General features: G+C 56.1%; 15 protein-coding genes. 10 read left to right on the plus strand and 5 right to left on the minus strand.

Features of this window, described 5'->3' with window-relative positions; all coding sequences use genetic code 11:
* Window positions 1–127: 127 nt before the first annotated feature.
* From ABNV41_RS08275 to ABNV41_RS08290, 4 genes are all read left to right on the plus strand, one after another.
* Entirely contained in the window at window positions 128–352 is a 225-nt protein-coding gene (locus ABNV41_RS08275; protein WP_196332525.1) for a hypothetical protein, read from the plus strand.
* A gap of 70 nt (window positions 353–422) precedes the next feature.
* Complete coding sequence (locus tag ABNV41_RS08280) at window positions 423–2036, plus strand: inorganic phosphate transporter (RefSeq protein WP_003622408.1); 1614 nt, start codon at window positions 423–425, stop codon at window positions 2034–2036.
* A 55-nt stretch (window positions 2037–2091) separates the two neighbouring features.
* On the plus strand, window positions 2092–3009 hold the full coding sequence (gene ppk2 / locus ABNV41_RS08285; protein WP_012812584.1) for a polyphosphate kinase 2: 918 nt from the start codon (window positions 2092–2094) through the stop codon (window positions 3007–3009).
* Between the two features lie 458 nt (window positions 3010–3467).
* Window positions 3468–5180, plus strand: coding sequence for a Hint domain-containing protein (locus ABNV41_RS08290; RefSeq protein ID WP_050819351.1), 1713 nt, complete (start codon window positions 3468–3470; stop codon window positions 5178–5180).
* Window positions 5181–5262: 82 nt separating this feature from the next.
* On the opposite strand, the gene ABNV41_RS08295 is transcribed toward ABNV41_RS08290, so the two are convergent.
* On the minus strand, window positions 5263–5850 hold the full coding sequence (locus ABNV41_RS08295; RefSeq protein ID WP_050820343.1) for a hypothetical protein: 588 nt from the start codon (window positions 5848–5850) through the stop codon (window positions 5263–5265).
* Between the two features lie 144 nt (window positions 5851–5994).
* A complete protein-coding gene (locus ABNV41_RS08300) occupies window positions 5995–8451 on the minus strand; it encodes a TonB-dependent receptor (RefSeq protein WP_349934540.1) in 2457 nt (818 codons plus the stop codon).
* A gap of 137 nt (window positions 8452–8588) precedes the next feature.
* Between ABNV41_RS08300 and ABNV41_RS08305 the strand changes: the two genes are divergently transcribed.
* Both ABNV41_RS08305 and ABNV41_RS08310 read left to right on the plus strand, forming a co-directional pair.
* The gene (locus tag ABNV41_RS08305; protein ID WP_087651465.1) at window positions 8589–10790 is read left to right on the plus strand and encodes a M13 family metallopeptidase; all 2202 of its coding nucleotides are present in this window, start codon (window positions 8589–8591) and stop codon (window positions 10788–10790) included.
* Between the two features lie 124 nt (window positions 10791–10914).
* The gene (locus ABNV41_RS08310; protein ID WP_349934541.1) at window positions 10915–12120 is read left to right on the plus strand and encodes an energy transducer TonB; all 1206 of its coding nucleotides are present in this window, start codon (window positions 10915–10917) and stop codon (window positions 12118–12120) included.
* Between the two features lie 108 nt (window positions 12121–12228).
* Here ABNV41_RS08310 and ABNV41_RS08315 read toward each other — a convergent pair whose 3' ends face one another.
* Window positions 12229–13488, minus strand: coding sequence for a Hint domain-containing protein (locus ABNV41_RS08315; RefSeq protein WP_230844472.1), 1260 nt, complete (start codon window positions 13486–13488; stop codon window positions 12229–12231).
* 123 nt (window positions 13489–13611) lie between these two features.
* On the opposite strand from ABNV41_RS08315, the gene ABNV41_RS08320 reads away from it, so the two are divergent.
* Window positions 13612–14366, plus strand: a protein-coding gene (locus ABNV41_RS08320; protein WP_087651418.1) for an IS5 family transposase whose coding sequence is annotated in 2 segments (ribosomal slippage) — window positions 13612–13951 and window positions 13951–14366 — 756 coding nt in all. Because the reading frame shifts where the segments join, the coding sequence is not laid out codon by codon here.
* Window positions 14367–14448: 82 nt separating this feature from the next.
* Here the strand turns inward: ABNV41_RS08320 and ABNV41_RS08325 are convergent.
* Both ABNV41_RS08325 and ABNV41_RS08330 read right to left on the minus strand, forming a co-directional pair.
* Entirely contained in the window at window positions 14449–14787 is a 339-nt protein-coding gene (locus ABNV41_RS08325) for a hypothetical protein (protein ID WP_349934542.1), read from the minus strand.
* 121 nt (window positions 14788–14908) lie between these two features.
* Entirely contained in the window at window positions 14909–15109 is a 201-nt protein-coding gene (locus tag ABNV41_RS08330; RefSeq protein ID WP_050819346.1) for a hypothetical protein, read from the minus strand.
* Here ABNV41_RS08330 and ABNV41_RS08335 point away from each other — a divergent pair.
* The 3 genes from ABNV41_RS08335 (at window position 15108) to ABNV41_RS08345 (ending at window position 17058) form a co-directional block, all read left to right on the plus strand.
* A complete protein-coding gene (locus ABNV41_RS08335; RefSeq protein WP_019089870.1) occupies window positions 15108–15548 on the plus strand; it encodes an acyl-CoA thioesterase in 441 nt (146 codons plus the stop codon). The genes ABNV41_RS08330 and ABNV41_RS08335 overlap by 2 nt on opposite strands.
* Window positions 15549–15780: 232 nt before the next feature.
* Window positions 15781–16605 (plus strand): ferritin-like domain-containing protein, encoded by an 825-nt coding sequence (locus ABNV41_RS08340; RefSeq protein WP_050819345.1) that lies wholly within the window; start codon window positions 15781–15783, stop codon window positions 16603–16605.
* 69 nt (window positions 16606–16674) lie between these two features.
* The gene (locus ABNV41_RS08345) at window positions 16675–17058 is read left to right on the plus strand and encodes a VOC family protein (RefSeq protein ID WP_003627013.1); all 384 of its coding nucleotides are present in this window, start codon (window positions 16675–16677) and stop codon (window positions 17056–17058) included.
* The last annotated feature ends 37 nt before the right edge of the window (window positions 17059–17095 follow it).

Genomic DNA, 17095 nt, shown 5'->3' on the forward strand with positions numbered 1-17095 from the left:
CGTGTTTTCAGGCAGTGAGCCTCACGCTTTTGCGAACAGTTCGCAGAGGTTGTCATGAAAGCGTCACGCACAATCGGCCAGCAAGGGGCTAAAGGACTGCTCATCCTGTTTGGAGGAGAAGCAGACAATGTGTGCTCAATCAGTTACTGCAATGCAGCCCGATGCACATAAGCCCAAGTGGCGCGAAGCCGTGCGTGAGCGCTGGCGCACCACTTTGCTATATGTATGGGAACGTAACGGCACCCCGCACCCGTATGCAGCCCTGCCGCATACCGCACGCCGCAAGGTGTGTGCAGGTGCACGCCCTGCTACAGCGGCCCATGTGGCCGGCAAGCCGGCCCACGCCGTCTGACCCCTGACAGCAGGACGGGAAAAGGTCTGCTTTTCCCCTATAGAGTGAAATTGACAGTCAGGAAAAATCCATGTCCGGCACGTTGCTGAGTCCGGCTGCCGCACCACGCCCAAACATGAAGGGAGGCACCAACCAGGCCTTCCGCATGTTCTTTATGGGCGTGGTGACGGCAGCCCTTGTTTTTGTAGGGTATAGTGTTCTGGCAGACCTGCGGTCTGCTGGTGAAAACGGCATGGCCATTGGGGCCTTTGCACTGCTGGCTCTGGCGCTTTTGATTGCGCTGGGCTTTGAATTTGTAAACGGCTTTCATGATACGGCAAACGCCGTGGCCACCGTTATTTACACCAACAGCCTGCCACCGCTGGTGGCGGTTGTATGGTCTGGCATGTGGAACCTTGCTGGCGTTCTGGTTTCATCCGGGGCGGTGGCTTATAGTGTTGTCACGCTTCTGCCGGTAGAGCTTATCCTGCAGGTTGGCAGCGGTGCCGGCCATGCCATGATTTTTGCCCTGCTGCTTTCCGCCATTATCTGGAACCTGGCCACTTGGGCCTTTGGTATTCCCAACAGCTCCTCCCACGCTCTGGTGGGTTCCATTCTGGGTGTTGGGTTTGCCAACCAGCTTATGTCTCCTGCCGGTAGCGCCCTGTATGGGGTGGACTGGTCTCAGGTGCGCAAGGTGTTTTCCGCCCTGCTGTTCTCCCCCGTTTGCGGCTTTGTGCTGGCAGCGGGCATGCTGATCCTGATGCGTCTGGTTATCCGCAACGCGGCCCTGTATCGCGCGCCAGAGGGTGATGCCCCGCCGCCGCTGTGGATCCGTGGTTTGCTGGTGGGCACCTGCACGGGTGTTTCCTTCTTCCACGGCAGTAACGATGGGCAGAAGGGCATGGGCCTTATCATGCTTATCCTTATTGGTGCGGCCCCCACGGCGTATGCGCTTAACCGCGCCATGCCAGATGACATGATGCCCGCCTTTGTGCAGACCGCACAGCAGGCCGCCCATGTGTTTGAAGTGCACGGCTCTGCCGCGCCAAGCCTGCCAAGTGCAGAAGAAGCCCGCGCACAGGTAACCGATGCGCTGCGCACCAAAACAGTGGCCCGCCCGGAAATCTATTCCGCCCTTGGCGTGCTGTCTGATGATATTGCACAGTCTGTTGGCAGCTATCATTCCCTGCAGGCCATTCCGGCTGCTGCTGTGCCAAACGTGCGCACAGACATGTATCTGGTGGCAGAAGCCGTGCGCAACATGGGCAAGGTTTCCGGCTTTACGGGTGATGAAAGTGCCGAGCTAAGCAAGTTTATGGGCCAGCTTAACGCAGGCACACGCTTTATTCCCACATGGGTTAAAATTGCTGTGGCGCTGGCTCTGGGCCTTGGCACCATGGTGGGCTGGAAGCGCATTGTGGTCACCGTTGGTGAAAAAATTGGCAAAACCCATCTGACCTACGCACAAGGTGCTGCGGCAGAACTGGTGGCCATGGGCACCATTGGCCTGGCAGAACGCTATGGCCTGCCGGTTTCCACCACGCACATTCTTTCCAGCGGTGTGGCTGGCACCATGGTTGCCGGTGGCGGTGGCCTGCAATGGGCTACCCTGCGCGCCATGGCCATGGCGTGGGTAACAACCCTGCCCGCCGCCATGCTGATCAGCGGCGTGCTCTACTTTATCTTCCGCCACATCTTCTAATAAATCAGAGCGGGGCACCCCAAAGTGCCCCGCTCTTTGCTTGAGGGCCTTGGATATGACAGATCAGGCAACAGATACCCTTCGCGCTGCAGAACATGAACGTGAGCGGATGCGCCAGGAAATTATTGATGACCTGGACGAAGAAATAGAACTGGAATTGCAGGAAGACGGGCTGGACGGCAGCATTTCTGAATCTGAAAATGCCTTCCGCCGTGAGTATTTTCGGGAACTGGTGCGCCTGCAAACCGAACTGGTGAAGTTGCAGGATTGGGTGCAGGCCACCGGCCAGCGCATTGTGGTGCTGTTTGAAGGGCGCGATGCCGCAGGCAAGGGCGGCGTGATCAAACGCATTACCCAGCGGCTGAACCCCCGCATCTGCCGCGTGGCCGCCCTGCCCGCCCCAACAGACCGTGAAAAAACGCAGTGGTATTTCCAGCGCTATGTGGCGCATCTACCTGCTGCGGGTGAGATCGTGCTGTTTGACCGCAGCTGGTATAACCGCGCCGGCGTGGAACACGTAATGGGCTTTTGCACGGATGAAGAATACGAAGAATTCTTCCGCTCTGTGCCGGAATTTGAGCGCATGCTGGTGCGCAGCGGCATCAAGCTGGTGAAATACTGGTTCTCCATTACCGATGATGAGCAGGAAGCCCGCTTCCGCGCCCGTATGGAAGACCGGCTGAAGCAGTGGAAGCTCAGCCCCATGGACCTTGAAAGCCGCCGCCGGTGGGAAGCCTACACAAAGGCCAAGGAAACCATGCTGGAAAAATCCAGCATTGAGGAAGCCCCGTGGTGGGTTGTGCAGGCCGTGGACAAAAAGCGCGCGCGCCTGAACTGCATTAACCACCTGCTCTCTCTGGTGCCGTATAAACCTGTGCCCCGCCCAGAAGTGGTGCTGCCCCCGCGCGTGTATCACGCTGATTACGAACGCCAGCCCACACCAGACGCCATGATTGTGCCCGAAATCTACTAATCTGCGCGGGTAGGAACGTGTTGTGAGTTCACGGTTTTATGCAATCGTGAACTCACATGTTCCGAGAGTTTTTCTTGTTTTTACAAAAGAAAAACTAAATTTTCCGTGAAAAAATGTGGCTTTTCTTTGATGTTGCAACAAAGACAAACCACCACTTGGAAATAAATAAAAATAACAACAAATAAAAATATATTTGTTTTTAATAAATACTTATAAAATATAATTTAATTTCATTTATTAATGAAATATTAACGTATTAACAAAAATATTTTAACCTAAAAAACGCCAGTATAAACAATAGATAATTTTATATTTATCTTACTTAAAAGAAAACAATTACAGCAAGTCTGTTTTACACGAACATTATGTATTGTTTCTTTTAATATAACTAAAAATGCTTGCAGAATCCTGACATGAGTCTGTATGTTGCTAATTGCTTAACTTTTTAGAGGTGTTATATGGCAACCGATACATGGACTGGCGCTGCTGGTGACAATAACTGGAATACCGCAGGCAATTGGTCCGATGGTGTTCCGACATCTGATTCTGACGTGGTGATTAATACGGACACCACCCAGAATCAGGCTATTAATATTTCAGGGTATACAACCATCGGTTCTCTTACCGTTTCTGGCACAACGGGCCTTACCATTCAGGGTTCAAGTTACTCCGATGATTTAATAATTAATAACAACGTCAGCCTGGATAACGATAGCGGCGGCGTGATGTTTTCTTCCCTCATCGCAAACGTTAGCGGAAATGTTACCGGTAGTGGTGCTACAGTTGTGATTAAGGAAGCCACCTTTCAGGTTTCCGGCAATTATGACCCAGTCACCTCCTTCTGGCCGGTTCGTAACGATACTATGCCCAACACACTCTCGTTAACGGGCACACAAAAATCCGTTGGAACTGTCATTAATTTCTCCACCAATGACATGATTACATTCGGTGGGCGTGGTGATAACCAGATCGCCCCCAAATGGATTTCAACGGGTAACAATACGTACGAAGTTGTTAACGCAGCAGACCCCACCGATGTGCTCATTCAGTCTGCCACTCTGGTGGCTGGTGAAGATCCAAGCCGGTTCACGTATGATGATGAATCCGGTACCATCAACTGCTTCCTTGCTGGCTCCCTGATTGAAACGCCAGAAGGCCTGCGCAAGATTGAAGATATGCAGGTTGGTGATGCCGTTTGCGTTTATGCAGATGGTAAAAAGGAAGTCAGCCACGTAACATGGGCAGGCCATGCCTCTGTGCAGGTCAACACCGCCCTGAAGCAGGATGAAGCCGGTTACCCCATCCGCATTCTGGCCAATGCTCTGGCAGACAACGTGCCCAGCACAGACCTGCTGATTACGCCCGAACACTGCCTGTTCTTTGATGGCAAGTTTGTGCCCGCGCGCATGCTGGTAAATGGTGGTTCCATTTTTTATGATACCTCCATTACATCTTACGAATACTACCACATTGAAACCGAGCAGCATTCCGTCATCATGGCAAATGGTGTGCTCACAGAAAGCTATCTGGATACAGGCAACCGTGCCGCCTTCCAGCAGTCTGGCACAGTTGTAACCATTGGCCGCAGCGCCCCCGCAAAAAGCTGGGAGCACGATGCCGCAGCCCCTCTGTGCGTAGATCGCGCATTTGTGGAACCCCTTTTCCATGCGCTGAACTATCGCAAAAACAGCATTGCCGGGCGCCACGCTGCCCCCGCAGCCGTTGAAACAACCGCAAACCCGGATCTGCATCTCATTACGCAGTCTGGCGCCATTGTGCACCCCATGCGCCGCACCATGCACCAGTACAGCTTTATGCTGCCGCCCAACACGCAATCTGTGCGCATTGTTTCCCGCGCCAGCCGCCCGGCAGATGTGATTGGCCCGTTTGTGGATGACCGCCGCTACATGGGCGTTGCCATTGCAGACATTCAGCTTCTGTCTGCCGATGACAAGCACACCATCACAGCCCATCTGCAGGCTGAAAAACCCGCTGGTTGGTACGCCACAGAACCCGCAGGCTGCGTATGGACAAATGGTGATGCCGTGCTGCCGCTAGATGGATATCTAAACCACGGCAACATGGGCATGCTTTCCATGACCGTACAGGCCGGTGGCCCATACATTGTGGAAGACCATAAAGAGACAGAAACACTGGCACACTCTGCCTGATTTTCTACCGTATTAAGGGGTATGCAGGCCCTTGGCGTAAGCTGGAGCCTGCGTGCCTTTAACGGGTGCCTTCGGCCATGTGCTAGTTTAACACGTGGCCATTTGCCACTTTGGCTACAAAGTCATTACCAATCTGGGCCACGGCTTTTTCACTGGCCTGCACCATGGCGCGTTTAAGTGCGCCGCAGCTTCCGGCCACCGTGTTGCTGCCCTGCCCGGTAATGGGCACCACCTGCACGGGCTGGCCCTGTGCGTTCAACACCTGCACTGTGCCTTTAAGCGTGGTGTCTACCGTGTATTTGTTATCCCACATGCCGCCCTTAACGCTCACCTGCTCATCCGCTGTTTGCAGGGAAAGGGCCAGCGTATAACCGTGAGAAAGCGGGGTTTCCTGCTGCGCATGGGCAAAGCTGGAATGAATGGCCTGCTGCAACCGCTCCTCGGCAGAAGCGCCAAGGTCTGTGGTGTAATTTACGCCAAGGCTGCACGCTATTTGCGCGTTCTGCTTGGCAAAACCCGGAGCAAAACTATAGACCACCGGCGTTTGCACCAAATGCTGCACCGGCAGATCCTGAATGGGAAAGGAGGCCTCGTTAAGCGCAATGCGAGAACTGCACGCCCCCAAAAGCAACGCCAAAGCCATCAGGCACGCACCGTTTTTACCGGCCATAACCAGACCTCCGTTTGAAGAAAACAAGAACGGAGGCAATACAAGCAGCGTTACCTGCAAATAAGAAATAGTTTTTTAGTGACCAGTTCTGTCCTATTTCTCTCCAAAACGTGAATCACGCGCTTGTTATACTTGTATTCACTCTTAAAACCCGCAGGAAACACGGCCCCCAATAAAGCGTGGCTCACCGGGCACATAAAAATACGTGGTGGTGGCCATGCCGCCGCTTTCTGCATAGCGTTTGTCCAGAATATTGCGGGCGTAAAGCGTAGCCTCCCACTTGCCAGAAGGCGGGCGGAACGTCACATGCGCGCCCAGCAAAAAGTACGATGGCAGGCGCTGATACCCCGTGCCACCCACCACAATGGCCTGGCTGCCCCGGTATTGCCAATCCGGCCCAAAATCCAGCCGATACCCCTTGCCCAAAGGCTGCCGCCACATGGCCTCACCATTCAGGGTGAGTTTGGGGGAGCCATTGTCCACCCCGGCAAAGTTGCGCTCTATCGCGTTCCATGTGCCGTGCTTGGCGTAATAGGCGTTGGTGGCGGTGCGGTCCACGTTGGGGAAGTTCTGAAAATCCCCGCGCTGCCAGCCAATGTTTTGCATAATGTGCAGGCGGCTTATGGGGTTGGCCTCCAGCGTGGCCTCAAAACCCCAGCTTTCAGATTTGGGGGCGTTTGTAATCTCGCTTAACGGGCCGTAATCGGGAATCAGCACCGTGCCCACAACCTGCTGGTTATGGTAATCATTATAAAATGCCGCACCGTTAATGCGCAGGCGGTTGGGTATGGGGTCTGATTTAAAGCCCAGCTCGTATGTCAGCACCGTTTCGGGGTGGAAGGGGTCTAGCTGCGCCTGCACCTGCGTGTTGTTGGCCGTAAAGCCGCCGGGCTTAAAGCCCTTGCTCATTTTATAATACAGCATGGCATTGGGCACGAACTGCCATGAAACACCCACCTGCCCCGCAAACTGGTTGGAGGCCGTGCTTTCTGCGTGGAAGTTGTGCGTGGCTCCGCCAAATATCTGCGATGTCAGGCCCGTAATGCTGCGGTCATCCAGCTCGTGCAAAAGCCCCGCCCAGATGGTGACGTTATGCGGCAGGCGGTAGCTGACATGCCCGAATTCTGAAACACTCTGCTGGTTCTGCCCGAAGGAGGTGGACATCATGTATCCACGCGCGGCGTAGTCTGTATAGTTAAAGAAGAAGCGCTGGTTCATCTGGCTGCGCTGATAATAGCCACCCACAACCCAGTTCAGCCGCCCACCAAGGGCAGAGCCGTTTAACCGCGCTTCCTGCGTAAACACGTTGCCATCTATGGTGCGGTAGGTATCGGCCTCCTGCCGTGCTGTGCCGTCCTGATCTGTGTATTCGCCGCGCCGTTCGGTTTCAAACGCGCTAACGGATGTAAACGTTACCGGCCCGAAATCGTGCACAATATGCACATCCGCGCCCCAATACTGGTTGTGCTCACTGGGTTTTAACCCATCACGCCGGCCGATCAGCTTGTCGAATGTGGAATTGGAAGACCACTGCGCATCTGTGCCCATGCCGTAATCGGGCAGCGGGGTGGAACCGATAATGCGGTGCACAGCCTGCGGGGTAACAACCTCGCTGTTGTCCTGCACAAAATGGCCGCCAAGCTGGATGGTGGTTTTATCATCCGGCCGCCAGCGCAGCTTGCCGCGCAGGGCCCATAAATCGGCATCGCCTAAATGGTCACCATTTTCGGGGTCTCGCTGCCAGCCGCCGCCTTGGCGTGTTTGCCTCGCCAGCCGAAAATCCAGCCCCTTGGCCAACGGGCCAGAAACATAGGCCTCGCTCCGGCTGCGGGCGTAGGAGGCAATATCCTGCGATGCCCCAAAATGCCACGTATCTGTTGGGTCTGCCGTGCGCAAATGCACTTCCCCACCCGTGGTGGACTGGCCGTGCTCCGTGCCCACCGGGCCGGGGGTTACGCTGGCGCTGGCCAGATCAAACATCATGCCGTCTGTCATGGCGGCGTAGGGGTAGGCTACATCGTCCACATAAGTCAGCACGGTGGGCATGTTGTTCTGGGTGAAGTCATTAAACCCGGAACCACGCAGGTAAAAGTTGGTGGAGGCCGTGCCGTTAATGCTCTGCATGGTCAAGTTGGGGGCCACATGCTCCAGCCCGCGCAAGGTGGTGATATCACGGTTGCGCAGCAGCTCCGCCGTAAGATGCGTGGTGGCATCTGGCTCGTGCTGGGCGGGTTGAAACATGTAATCATACCGGTGGGCGTTCACCTGCACGGATGTGCTGCTGCGGGCTTCCACCGCTTTGGGCGGGCCTGCATGGTGGGCGGTATGCGCACCTGCATTATGCTGCCCATGGGCATGGGGGTGCGTGTGCTGGCGCTCTGCCACATCGGGTTGGGCGGCCTGCGCCATAATGGGCCACAGGCCCAGCGCCATAAGCCCGGCACAGCGCAAAACGCGGCGCGCCCGCTGCGCCGCAACACGCCTGCACTGGTGTGGCCCCAGCCCCATGGCAACACGCTGCCTGTTTCTTGATCGGCCAGAAATAACGCCATACCCCTTGCTTTTGTGCACCTGCGGGCCGCCGCATAACGTGCAACGCATAACATATATGTGTGTTTCAGCCCCCTAATGCGGGGGATGCCTGCAAGATGCAAGCACACATACAGGGCTGACAGAAAAATTCATTCCCTTACGGTCAGCCCATACTTGCCTGCACCGCACGGGGTAGGCAGCCCTCCGTGGCGGAGGTAAGGTGGGGTGAAATATTCTTTTGTTTCCGAACACTCAGGTGGGTGGGCCTGCCCCGCACATCTGCCCCAAAAGAAAGAAAGCGGAGACTTCATTTGTCCAAACTCCTCTCCCGTTCCTCCCTGCGTGGCGCATTGTTGCTTTCTGTTGCCCTTGTTGGCGCCACCACCGGCGCTTCTGCCCCGGCACATGCCGCACCATCCGCCCCCACAGCGCAGCCAGCCCCTGCCAGCTTTGGCCCGTGGGGTGTGGACCTGGAAGGACGGGACCTGAGCGTAAAACCGGGGAACGACTTTTTCCGCTACGCCAACGGCACCTATCTGGACCACCTGCAAATTCCCGCAGACATGACAAGCTATGGCCCCTTCAACGCGCTGGCCGAGCTTTCCCGCACACGGGTGCAGAGTATTTTGAATGATCTTTCCGCCCATCCGGTGGAAAACCCGCGCAGCATTGAAGAAAAGCTGGGCACGTTTTACGCCTCCTATATGGATGAGGCTGCGGTAGAAAGCCTTGGCACCCGCCCGCTCAAGGAAGATCTGGACGCCATTCGCGCCATCAAAACGCCGTCTGATCTGGCAGCCCTTACGGGCTCCTGCCCCGGTAACTTCCAGTTCTCGCCGTTCTCTCTGGGTATCAACCCAGATGCCAAGGACCCCACGCGCTATGCGCTTAATCTGGATCAGGCCGGGCTGGGCCTGCCAGACCGCGATTATTACCTGAAACCGGAATTTGCCAGCAAGAAAAAGGCCTATCAGGCTTATGTGGAAAAGGCGCTCACACTGGCAGACTGGCCAGAACCCGCAAAGGCCGCCACAGCTATTGTAACGTTTGAAACACGCCTGGCCAAAGCCCACTGGGCGCGTGAAACCCTGCGAGACCCGCAAAAAACCTACAACCCGATGACAGTGGCTGATCTGGCCAAAAACGCGCCGGGGTTTGAATGGTCCATCTGGCTTTCCGCCGCGGGCCTGCCCGAACAGGGGCTGGACAAGCGCGTGCTGGTTGTGGGCGAACCCTCCGCCATTACGGAAGAAGCCCGCGTGGTGGCCGATACGGATATGGATACGCTGCGCGCATGGTTGGCCGCGCATCTGGTAGAAAACGCCACATCCTACCTGCCAGACCGGTTTGAGCAGGCGCGCTTTGCGCTTACCAAATCCCTTACCGGCCAGCCTTCCCTGCCCGCACGGTGGAAGCGCGGCGTACAGGCCACCAGCTCCGCCATGGGCATGGCGCTGGGCAAGGTGTATGTGCAGCGTTACTTCCCGCCAGAAAACCGCACCACCATGCAAAAGCTGACCACGGACTTAAAAGATGCCTTCCGTGTGCGCCTGCGCAACAATACGTGGATGAGCCCCGCCACCAAGCAGGCCGCGCTGCGCAAGCTTGAAAACTTTGAAATTCAGGTAGGCTACCCCAACAAATGGCGCGATTACGCCAGCCTTGAAGTGCACAAGGGCGATGTGTACGGCAATGCCCGCAACGGCGTGGCGTATGAATGGCGCTACTGGCTGGCACGGCTGGACCAACCAGTGGACCGTGATGAATGGGACATGACACCCCAGACCGTGAACGCCTATAACAACCCGCTGTTTGATCAGGTTGTGTTCCCGGCCGCCATTCTGCAACCGCCATTCTTTAACCCCAAGGCGGATATGGCCGTAAACTACGGGGCCATTGGCGGCGTGATCGGCCATGAAATGACCCACTCTTTTGATGATGAAGGCCGCCAGTTTGATGAACACGGCCGCCTGCATGACTGGTGGACAAAGGAAGATGCCGCCCGGTTCCAGAAACTGGCAGACCGGCTTGGCGCGCAGTTTGATGCGTTTGAGGTGCTGCCCGGCGTGCACGTAAACGGCAAGCTGACAATGGGTGAAAACATTGCAGATCTGGGCGGGCTCACGCTGGCGCTGGATGCGTATCATGCCTCGCTCAAAGGCAAGCCCGCGCCAGAGCTGGATGGCCTGACGGGAGACCAGCGCGTGTTTCTTGGCTGGGCACAGGTGTGGCGTGAAAAACTGCGCGAAGAAACCATCCGCCGTCTGGTGGTGACAGACCCGCACTCCCCACCGCAGGCACGTGTAAACATGCCCATGCACAACATTGATGCGTGGTACGAGGCATGGAAGGTGCAGCCCACAGATAAGCTCTACCTTGCGCCAGATCAGCGCGTAAAAATCTGGTAACGCCTCATACCTCCCCCACACCGTATGGCCGCTGCCCCGGCATGGGCCTGCGGTGTGGCAAACTTCATGCAAACTTCCTCTGGCACCACAGCAGCAGCCATGACACAATACGCACCACACTGGCATGGGGCCGGTATGCGTAAACCCTGCGGAACAGGTGAAGAATAACGGGCGGGTCATGATCGACAGGTTCAGTTCTTCTCGCCATCCTGCCAGACAGGAACCCCGGCTGTTGCCCGATAACGGCACCAGTGCAGCGGAAAACACCGCCAGCCCCCGCACATCCCAACCCGATACGGAAGATGTGCGCGCACGCCTTTTTCCCGCTGCACCTGTACCGCGCACGCGGGGGGTGAATGTTAGGGGCACCTCCACCCCGCTTATCCGCAAGGAAATATACGCAGACCCCACATTGGGGCCCGTGCTTACGGCCTCTTTTCTAGCGCATGTACTGTTGCTGGCCGCCCTGCTGTATCAGGCCACGCACCATAAGCCCCAGGGCTCCCCCGATGCTGCGCAGCAGGCCGCCGGGGTGGAAATGGTGTTCTCTCAACCGCAGGCCTCCAGCGGCATGGTGGGCGCGCAATCCCCCGATGCAGGGGGTGGGAACGAGGCCAAGCACGCCGCCCAGACCAGTAACGAACCCCCAACCCCGGCAGATGCCGAGCCCACGCCCACACCCCCGGCAGAGGAGGCACCCTCCGCCCCCATTCTGCCGCCATCTGATGATGGGCTGCCCAAGCCGGTGGAAAACAAGACAGAAACCAAGCCATCACACCCGGTTACGGGCCACAAGCCCAAGGCGCCGCAGCCTGCGCGGCCCACACCGCACGCCAAACCCACGCCCCGGCCCAGCCACCACAAGCCATCTCCGCTGGACCACCCCATGGATATGTCCTTTAACGAGGCCCCGGCCCCGCGCCGCAAGCAGCGTGGCCGCCCCGGTGGCTCCAGCGCCCCGATTGACCTTTCCATTGGCCCGATGGTGGAAAATGGTGAGCTGAACGCCCACTACGCATCACGCACCACAGTGCATGGTGTGAGCAGTGATTACGCGGCAGAAATTGATGAATGGATCCAGCGCCACCTGTACTATCCGCCAGATGCGGCAGAACGGGGGGATGAAGGCCCATCATCCGTGCATGTTATTCTGGACCGCACGGGGCATGTGTTCAAAGTGTTCCTTACCAGCGGGTCTGGATCTTCCGATCTGGATTCCGCAACAATAGGCATGTTCCACGGGGCGCAACTGCCGCCCGTGCCGCCAGATATGAAAGACAAGTTCATCAACTTTGATGTAACGGTCAACTACATGCTTATCCGCAACTAACGCGGCCCACAAAAAACGGGGCACCGGCGTGCACTCTGGCAGCCGATACCCCGTTTTTTATGTGCAAGGCAGGGTTTTTTCAAACCACCCTGCTTTTACACCTTGGCTTCAGGCACTTTTTGCAAACTGTTCTTCTGGGGCATCAGATACCAGATAAGGGCCTGCCGCCAGCACCTGCATGCTTAGCATCCGTATGCCAGATGCTGGGCGCGCATTCAGATCCAGCGTGGCGTTGCCGTTTGTCCAGCGGGCTGTGCCGTTCTGTTCCAGCGCGTACCAGCCGGGCAGTTCCTTATTTTGCAAATGTTCTGAAAGATCAACAACATTTCGGGCATCACGCAGGGTTATATGCCCCACGGCCACACCCAGTTGGCGGCGGTCATCTACAAACGGGCCTTCTACATCACACGGGCGGCTGGTGCGGGAGACAATCTGCACGCTTTGCACATTGGCAGGCAGCATAAAGGTGTAATACCCATCCTGCATTTTTATGGCCCGGATACGCTTGCCCGTGTTGGTGTGCAGGCAGATATCGGGGTTTGTCAGCAACTCATGCAGGGCCGCCTGAGCAGATGCACGCCCTGCTGCCGTGTGCCTGTTTGCAATTTTTTCAAACAGAGGCTGCACAAACTCTTTTTGCGTGCACAAAGGGGCTGCGGCATCTACAGACCAATTGCGCGCTTTGCCGCCAATGCTGGCCACCACCACGCCAGTGCTGCGGAAGCTGGCACGGTTGCCCGTATCCAGATAGCTTTCGCTCAGCATACCATCAGCCATGATAACGGCATGTTCGGGCGTTTCTACATGGTAATAGGTGTAGGATGTAAATGTGCGATCATAAAAAATGCTGCTGCCATTTACCAACATACGCACCGGCACAAAGCGGCCATCAAAATACAGGCAGTGTTCGGGCGTTACCAGCATATCCTTGTAGGGCACGCCCTCTGCAATGGCATCCTTTACAATGCGCACGGGGTATCCGGCCTCATCATCCGGCAGGCTGGGGTTTACTTTTGCCTGTGCGTGGCCAGCCCATACAATTTCTGTGGGTTCTGCCGCACCGTTTTTATACGCCAGCACAGTATCACCCACGCGCAGGTCTTCCACCGCTACATCACCGTTGGGGGTGCGGATCATGCTGCCAGCCAGATAGCAGATAAGAATGCCGCCTGTGCCATCCGGGTTGGAAGAGTTTGTCCATTCCTTGGGAAAATACCATGTCAGCCCGAACGGGTTGCCAGAGATCTTGATGCTTGGGCCAAGCGACACGTCAATAACGTTAGCAACATTCAGATCCAACCCCACCGTGGTGGTGTTGGTTATTGGATCATAATAGCCCCACACGTTTTGAGAATCGGGAAAATCCACCGTAAAGTTTTTGGGGATGGTGCTACGGCGTGTCGTCAGTTAAGCCCTGAGAGTGGCACGTGAGGGTTGTACTTTGTGTCTGCGTGTGCTGACTGTTTTCCCATTTTTTGGGGAGACAGACAGATGCGGCGCTATAGTTTACGCGATGACCAGTGGGAGCGGATAAAGGATCTTCTTCCTGGTCGAGAAGGCTATGTCGGCGGCACTGCGGTGAACAACCGTCTGTTCGTGGAGGCGGTGCTGTATCGCTATCGCGCGGGTATTCCATGGCGCGACCTTCCTGCCCGTTTCGGTGACTGGAAAAACGTGCACCGGCGTCTGCGCCGCTGGTGTGAAAGCGGCGTCATCGAACGGATATTTCGTTATCTGGCCGCTGATTACGACAACGAATACATGATGATCGACAGCACAATTGTCCGAGCGCATCAGCATAGTGCCGGAGCTCTCAAAAAAGGGGCACGGATCAGGCCATCGGACGATCACGAGGCGGGCTAACTACAAAGATCCATGCCATCTGCGACGCTCTGGGCAATCCAGTGGAACTCGGCATCACACCGGGACAGGATGCCGATATCACCCAGGCAGAACCACTTCTGGAAAACATCGAACCGGATGCTTTCCTTGCTGACAAGGCGTATGACGCGGACAGGTTGATCGATCGGCTGATACAGCGCGGGATTACCCCGGTCATCCCGCCAAAACGCAACAGAACGACACGACGGAAAACCGATTTTTCTCTCTATCGCGAACGGAACCTTGTTGAGAGGTTCTTCAATAAACTCAAGCAGTTTCGCGCTATCGCAACCCGCTACGATAAACTGAAATCGACCTTCCTCGCAGCCGTGCAGTTCGCCTCAATCATCATCCTGCTTAACTGACGACACGCCGTAGTTGAGTTGCCGTTTGAATCCACAAACGTCACCACATTGGAAAGCACACCAACGCCCACGCCAGCGCTATCTACTTTAATGTTGCCGCCATCTGGCCCAACGTTGATGGAGCTGAGCACGTTGGCGGAAATAATGTTCCCCCCAATTCCAGCGTGCCACCATCTACCGTAATGTTTTTAATGGCCCCAACAGAGGCCAAGCCACCCCCAGCTATAACTGTGGCATCATTTTCCACCACAATGCGGCTAAGCGCCTGCACATCGGCCAGGTTGCTCAGGTTCACCACCACGGGGTCTCCCGCCGGGGTGTTGGCATCCCGCGTAACCAGAATGTTGCCGGTTACGTTCAGGTTAATCAGATCCTCAACCGAGTAATCTATTACCCTATCAAACAGTAGATTGATGGCCATGGCGCGTGAAACCCTTATTGGATGAATACAACCGCTGTTAACCAATTTATTAAGTATTAACAGGCGGTGAGGTCATTTTTATTTTTATTTTATTTATAAATAGTAAACGTTTTGAAAAAACTTACGCCAATGTTATGAAAATGCCACACACACGCAGGCACACCGCCACCCGCGCTACGCTCAAGGCAGGTTTGATCACGAAAAACTGAAGCTGCATCCCGCCATGTTTACGGGCTATCCTACGGGCAATGCTTTCGTGCAGGGCGGCTTCTTCCCTGCAAGTCAGAACATAAGGCTCCTGCCAGAAGGAACAGTACTGCATGCCCCGTTCAGAGAATTCGCAAATCCCCACAGATATCCCCACCATCCGCGTGGTGGCCATGCCCACAGACACAAACCCGGCGGGAGACGTGTTTGGCGGGTGGATTGTTTCTCAGATGGATCTTGCAGCCGGCACCACTGCGGCTTTTCGGGCTAATGGGCGGTGCGCCACCATTGCCATTAACAGCCTTGTTTTTATGGAACCCGTGGTAGTGGGGGATGAGGTGAGCATTTACACCCGCATTATCCGCTCGGGCCGCACATCGCTTACCATTCATGTTGAAACATGGCGCCGCGCCCGCCACACGCATCTGACATCCAAGGTGACGGAAGGCGAATTTATTTTTGTGGCGCTGGATGAAAACCGCCGCCCCCGCCAGTTACCGCCCCCGCAGCCGGGTGATGAACTGCCAGAAATTGTGCCCCCCACAGCAGGCTAAACACCACGCGGCACCTTTATAAGCCCCTGCCGCGTTATGCCCCGGCAGCCAGAGCACACCTTGGGTGTTATCTGGCTTGTTTGGGTTTTTTCAGCTTTTCACGCCAAGGCCGGATGGTTTAGAAATCCGGCCATCAGGTTTTTTCATGCCTTGGCTCTGGCGCAAACCGGGCCTGCACGGCATATAAACCACGCATACGCGCAAAAAAGGCAGGAAAGGGAGGCCCGGGCTTATGAAACACTGGCAGATCGACCAACTGCCTTGGGATCAGTTTGATCCCTCTAAAGTAGATCCGCAACTGGTGCCTGCCATCAAGGCGGCCTCGGTAGTGGAACGCAACAGCGTGGATTACGCGCTGTACCTGAACAACGTGTTCCGTGATGACCCGGACTTTAGAGAAGCCGCAGACCACTGGGCCATAGAAGAAGTACAGCACGGTGATGCCCTGGGCCGCTGGGCCATGCTGGCAGACCCCACGTGGGATTACCATGCCGCCTTCCAGCGTTACCGCGATTTTTACCAGATTCCGCTGGAAGTGGAGCAATCTGTCCGCGGTTCCCGCACGGGGGAGCTGATTGCCCGATGTATGGTGGAAACAGGCACCTCCTCCTTTTATTCAGCGCTGGCCGATGCCACGGAAGAACCAGTGCTGAAGGCCCTGTGCAAGCAGATTGCGGCGGATGAGTTCCGCCACTTCAAACTGTTTTATGACCACATGAACCGCTACCTGAAGCGCGAAAACATTGGCACGCTGCAACGCGCCCGCATTGCCCTTGGCCGCGTAACGGAAAGCGAGGATGATGAGCTGGCATCCGCCTACTACACCACGAACGACCCCGCAAACATACCATATGACCACACACGCTGCATTGCGGCGTATATGTCCCGCGCCATGAAGAACTATCAGCCCCAGCACCTGCGGCGCGTCACCAACATGGTGTTCAAGACCATTGGCGTTAACCCGCACGGCAAATGGCAGAGCGCTGTGTTCTGGATTGCGGAAAAACTGTTTTTTAGCCGCCAGCGCAAGTTTGCGCGCATTGCGGGCATAAGCTAGCGGCCCTTCTCCTTCACATTATGGCGGCGTAAGCTCTCCTCCGTCAAAACAGACGGAGATTTACATCTGATGTTTACGCATATTGTCGTGGGCAGTAACGATATTGCCCGCTCCAAAAAATTCTACGATGCCATTTTTGAAGCCATGGATATTCCCCCTTCAGAAATTCACCCCAATGGCCGTCTGGTTTATGCCAAGCAGGGCCAGCGTTTTGTGGTCACCAAGCCGCTGGATGGCAAACCCGCTACCCCGGCCAACGGTGGCACCATCGGGCTGGAAGCTGCCTCACCCGCCATGGCTGATGCATGGCACAAGGCTGGTGTTGCCAATGGCGGACAGGCCATTGAAAACCCGCCCGGCGTGCGCCAGACCGGCGTAGGCCCGCTGTATCTGGCCTATCTGCGGGACCCGGACGGCAACAAGCTGTGCATTGGCTGCAAGGTTCCGGCCTAAGCCCTAACAGGTTGCGTTTAACCTTGGCGGAACTCTC

Source organism: Acetobacter sp. A11-2 (assembly GCF_040208445.1).
In the GTDB taxonomy this organism is placed as follows: domain Bacteria; phylum Pseudomonadota; class Alphaproteobacteria; order Acetobacterales; family Acetobacteraceae; genus Acetobacter; species Acetobacter oryzoeni.

Excerpts from the sequence above, each read along its gene's own strand:
- ABNV41_RS08275 (WP_196332525.1), top strand. The coding sequence starts at position 128 with ATGTGTGCTCAATCAGTTACTGCAATGCAGCCCGATGCACATAAGCCC.
- ABNV41_RS08280 (WP_003622408.1), top strand. The coding sequence starts at position 423 with ATGTCCGGCACGTTGCTGAGTCCGGCTGCCGCACCACGCCCAAACATG.
- ppk2 (WP_012812584.1), top strand. The coding sequence starts at position 2,092 with ATGACAGATCAGGCAACAGATACCCTTCGCGCTGCAGAACATGAACGT.
- ABNV41_RS08290 (WP_050819351.1), top strand. The coding sequence starts at position 3,468 with ATGGCAACCGATACATGGACTGGCGCTGCTGGTGACAATAACTGGAAT.
- ABNV41_RS08295 (WP_050820343.1), bottom strand. The coding sequence starts at position 5,850 with ATGGCCGGTAAAAACGGTGCGTGCCTGATGGCTTTGGCGTTGCTTTTG.
- ABNV41_RS08300 (WP_349934540.1), bottom strand. The coding sequence starts at position 8,451 with ATGCGTTGCACGTTATGCGGCGGCCCGCAGGTGCACAAAAGCAAGGGG.
- ABNV41_RS08310 (WP_349934541.1), top strand. The coding sequence starts at position 10,915 with ATGGGGCCGGTATGCGTAAACCCTGCGGAACAGGTGAAGAATAACGGG.
- ABNV41_RS08325 (WP_349934542.1), bottom strand. The coding sequence starts at position 14,787 with ATGGCCATCAATCTACTGTTTGATAGGGTAATAGATTACTCGGTTGAG.
- ABNV41_RS08335 (WP_019089870.1), top strand. The coding sequence starts at position 15,108 with ATGCCCCGTTCAGAGAATTCGCAAATCCCCACAGATATCCCCACCATC.
- ABNV41_RS08330 (WP_050819346.1), bottom strand. The coding sequence starts at position 15,109 with ATGCAGTACTGTTCCTTCTGGCAGGAGCCTTATGTTCTGACTTGCAGG.
- ABNV41_RS08340 (WP_050819345.1), top strand. The coding sequence starts at position 15,781 with ATGAAACACTGGCAGATCGACCAACTGCCTTGGGATCAGTTTGATCCC.
- ABNV41_RS08345 (WP_003627013.1), top strand. The coding sequence starts at position 16,675 with ATGTTTACGCATATTGTCGTGGGCAGTAACGATATTGCCCGCTCCAAA.